The following is a 3,561-nucleotide window of genomic DNA, read 5'->3' as shown; positions in this document are numbered from 1 at the left end:
CATGTTCGCTGGCGCCGGACCATGTGGTCTGATCAAACCTTGAAAACGCCGCACCCGCGCGGCCCACTGAAAGCGCGATGACGCAGCCCGCCCCCAGCACGTTGTCTTCAGCAGCCCGCCGCCTGCGGCGGCTGCCGTTGGTGCTGGCGGGCCTGGTCATCCTCTATACCGGCTGGAACTGGCTCGATCCGCTCACCAGCCTCGCGATCAGCGCGCTGATCGTCTGGGGCACCTGGAGCCTGCTCCGCGATTCGACCGCGATGTCGCTGAGCGCAGTCCCCCGCGGCATCGATCCCGCCGCAGTGCGTGGCTATCTCGAGCAATGTTCCGGCGTGAAGGGGGTGCATGACCTGCACATCTGGCCGATGAGCACCACCGAGATCGCCCTGACCTGCCATATGGTGATCCCCGCCGGCCCACCGGGCGACGCCTACCTGATGGACGTCGCGCACCGCCTGAAGCGCGATTTCGGCATCGAACACGCAACCATTCAGGTCGAGACCTCGGCTGCGTCACCATGTTCGCTGGCGCCGGACCATGTGGTCTGATCAAACCTTGAAAACGCCGCACCCGCGCGGCCCACTGAAAGCGCGATGACGCAGCCCGCCCCCAGCACGTTGACTTCAGCAGCCCGCCGCCTGCGGCGGCTGCCGTTCGTGCTGGCGCTGACGCTCGGCCTGCTGCTGTCGCTGATCCATTGCGCCGGCGATGGCTTCGCTTTCGCCGATTCGTCTGCCGTCACCATGACCAACGACAGCGGCACGCCGCCGGATCGGCCGGACCAGCAGTTGCCCGCCCATAGCGGCCATTGCCTGTCCCACGTCACCACGCAGGCCGCGACCGTGATCGGCCTACCGGTGGACCATCCCCTGCCCGCTCCCGGCTTTGCGAGAAATCATCCGCCCGCGTCGCTCGCCGGGCTGCCGCTGTTCAAACCGCCCCGCACCTGATCCTCCCTGCGGCCCCTTGAGGCCGAAGGCATGTCCACCGTCCCACGACGGTGCGGCAGCCGATGCATGGACACTTGGATCAACACGGCACAGGCGCCTCGCGCCGGGTGCGGGACCATTCTCATGATCAGGATTCTAGGAGCGGCCGCGCTGTTGCTCGGCATGGTACTGCCCTCGCATGCGCACGACGAGACGCCCGACGCAAAGCCAGCGCATCACGACGAGGCCTCGGTCAAACTTAGCGCGCAGCAGATCGAGGCCGGTAAATTCGCGGTCGAGGATGTCCGCGGCGGCACGCTCACCCGGCAGATAACCGTGCCCGGCGCCATCGTGCCGAGCGGCGACCATATCGCGCGCATCGCGGTGCGCCTGCTCGGCACCGTCGCCGAGTTGCGCAAGCGGATCGGCGATGCCGTGACCGCCGGCGAGGTGGTGGCCGTGATCGAAAGCCGCGAGGTGGCCGATGCCAAGAGCGAGTACCTCGCGGCCCGGCTGGTGTCCGACCTGCAGCAAACGCTGTTCAACCGCGCCAAGACGCTGTGGGACGGCAAGGTGATGAGCGAGAACGACTTCTTGCGTGCCCGTACCACCTTCGAGGATGCCCGGGTCAAGCTCGAACTGTCGCGGCAAAAACTGTTTGCCCTCAGCCTGAGCGCCGAGCAGATCGAGGCGCTGCCGCAGCAGCCGGTGGAAACGCTGCGGCGGCAGGAGTTGCGCGCGCCGATCTCCGGCCGCATCGCCGAACGCCGCGTCGAACTGGGATCGCTGGTCGGCCGCGAAGGCCAGGAAAGCGAGTTGTTCACCATCGTCGATCTCGCCGTGGTCTGGGTCGAACTCGCGGTGTCCCCTGCCGATCTCGCCGACATCCGCGAGGGCCAGCAGATCACCATCGCAGCCGGCCGTGCGACCTCGCCTGCCACCATCATGTTCATCAGCCCGCTGCTCGACAAGGACACCCGTGCGGCGCGCGTCGTCGCTTCGGTAGATAATGCCGATCGCAAATGGCGGCCGGGCGCGTTCGTCTCGGCGGAAATCCCGGTCGATCACACGCCCGCGGATCTGGTGGTGCCGAAATCGGCGCTGCAGACGATCGAGCGCGACCCGGTCGTGTTCGTCCGCACGCCGGAGGGTTTCGAAGCCCGAAAGGTGACCCTCGGCCGGCAGGACAGCCGCGTCGCGGAAATCACCGGAGGCCTGAAGCCCGGCGAGCGCATCGCCACCGCCAACAGCTTCGTCCTCAAGGCCGACCTCGGCAAGGCCGCCGTCGAGCATCAGCACTAGAAGCGAATGAACTCGGTCATCTGCGGGCGTCATTGCGAGCGAAGCGAAGCAATCCAGAAGGCCACGCGCAGGCTGGATTGCTTCGTCGCAAGAGCTCCTCGCAATGACGACCGCGAAAGCCGGAAGCACGCCATGAAAGACTCCAGATGATCCGCCAAATCCTCCATCTCTCGATCCAACGCCGCTGGATCGTCGTGCTACTCAGTCTCGCCGCGGCGCTGTTCGGCGCATGGTCGCTGATGCGGCTGCCGATCGACGCGGTGCCGGATATCACCAACAAACAGGTGCAGGTGAACACCACCGCGCCGTCGCTGTCGCCGGCAGAAATCGAGAAGCAGGTGACGCTACGGATCGAGACTGCGCTGGCGGGGATCGCCGGGCTGGAAAGCACGCGCTCGATCTCGCGCAACGGATTTTCGCAGGTCACCGCCGTGTTCGCCGAGGCGACCGACATCTATTTCGCGCGTCAGCAGGTCAACGAGCGGTTGATCGAGTTGCGCGCCGCGCTGCCGCCCAATGTCGATCCGAAGATGGGGCCTATCTCCACCGGCCTCGGCGAAATCTACATGTGGTCGATCGCCTATTCGCCTGGCGATGGCGTCTACGTCACCCCGGAAGGCGAGCGCCTCACCACCGACGTCGCCCGCGCGGCCTATCTGCGCACGGTGCAGGACTGGATCGTCAAGCCGCAGATCCGTGGCGTCACCGGTGTGGCCGGCGTCGATTCCATCGGCGGCTTTACGAAGCAGTACCAGGTGCAGCCCGATCCGGCCCGGCTCATCGCGATGAACCTGTCCTTCGCCGACATCGTCCGCGCCATCGAGGCCAGCAATGTCAGCCGCGGCGCCAGCACGATCGAGCGCAACGGCGAAGGCATTGTGGTGCGGTCCGGCGGACGGCTGGAGACGCCGGACGACATCGGCCATGTCGTGGTCAGCACCCGTGGCGGGGTGCCGGTGCGCGTCAGCGATGTCGCCCGTGTCGAGATTGGCGGCGAAATCCGCACCGGCAGCGCCAGCATGAACGGCCACGAAGTGGTGATCGGCACCGCGCTGATGCTGATCGGCAGCAACAGCCGCACCGTGGCCGCCGCGGTCGATGCCAAGCTGGCAGAACTTCGCAAGACCCTGCCGGCCGGCATCGAACTCACCGCCCTGCTTGACCGCACGACGCTGGTGGACGCGACGATCAAGACCGTTGCCAGCAACCTCGGCGAAGGCGCCTTGCTGGTGATCGTCGTACTGTTCCTGCTGCTCGGCAATTTTCGCGCGGCGCTGGTCGCCGCGCTGGTGATTCCGCTGGCGATGCTGATGACCGCCGCCGGCATGCT

Annotated in this window: 3 protein-coding genes and 1 pseudogene; all 4 read left to right on the top strand. The window is 66.6% G+C overall.

The features are described 5' to 3' along the window. Window positions 1-137 precede the first annotated feature (137 nt). Window positions 138-548 (top strand): annotated as a pseudogene (locus tag JWR89_RS23110) (cation diffusion facilitator family transporter); the annotation flags it as partial. Between the two features lie 45 nt (window positions 549-593). Next, window positions 594-950 (top strand): ferrichrome ABC transporter substrate-binding protein, encoded by a 357-nt coding sequence (locus tag JWR89_RS23105; protein ID WP_299720475.1) that lies wholly within the window; start codon window positions 594-596, stop codon window positions 948-950. Between the two features lie 123 nt (window positions 951-1,073). Further along, on the top strand, window positions 1,074-2,231 hold the full coding sequence (locus tag JWR89_RS23100; RefSeq protein ID WP_299720473.1) for an efflux RND transporter periplasmic adaptor subunit: 1,158 nt from the start codon (window positions 1,074-1,076) through the stop codon (window positions 2,229-2,231). Between the two features lie 146 nt (window positions 2,232-2,377). Then, window positions 2,378-3,561, top strand: a 1,184-nt coding sequence (locus tag JWR89_RS23095; protein ID WP_299720471.1) for an efflux RND transporter permease subunit, incomplete at its 3' end; no start/stop codon positions are given.

Source organism: Tardiphaga sp., assembly GCF_028290785.1.
Classification (GTDB): Bacteria; Pseudomonadota; Alphaproteobacteria; order Rhizobiales; family Xanthobacteraceae; genus Tardiphaga.
The sequence above is the reverse complement of the archived record's forward strand: the minus strand, read 5'-3'. Positions and strand labels throughout refer to the sequence as shown.

Coding starts and splice junctions, on each gene's coding strand:
- JWR89_RS23105 (WP_299720475.1), top strand. CDS start 594: ATGACGCAGCCCGCCCCCAGCACGTTGACTTCAGCAGCCCGCCGCCTG.
- JWR89_RS23100 (WP_299720473.1), top strand. CDS start 1,074: ATGATCAGGATTCTAGGAGCGGCCGCGCTGTTGCTCGGCATGGTACTG.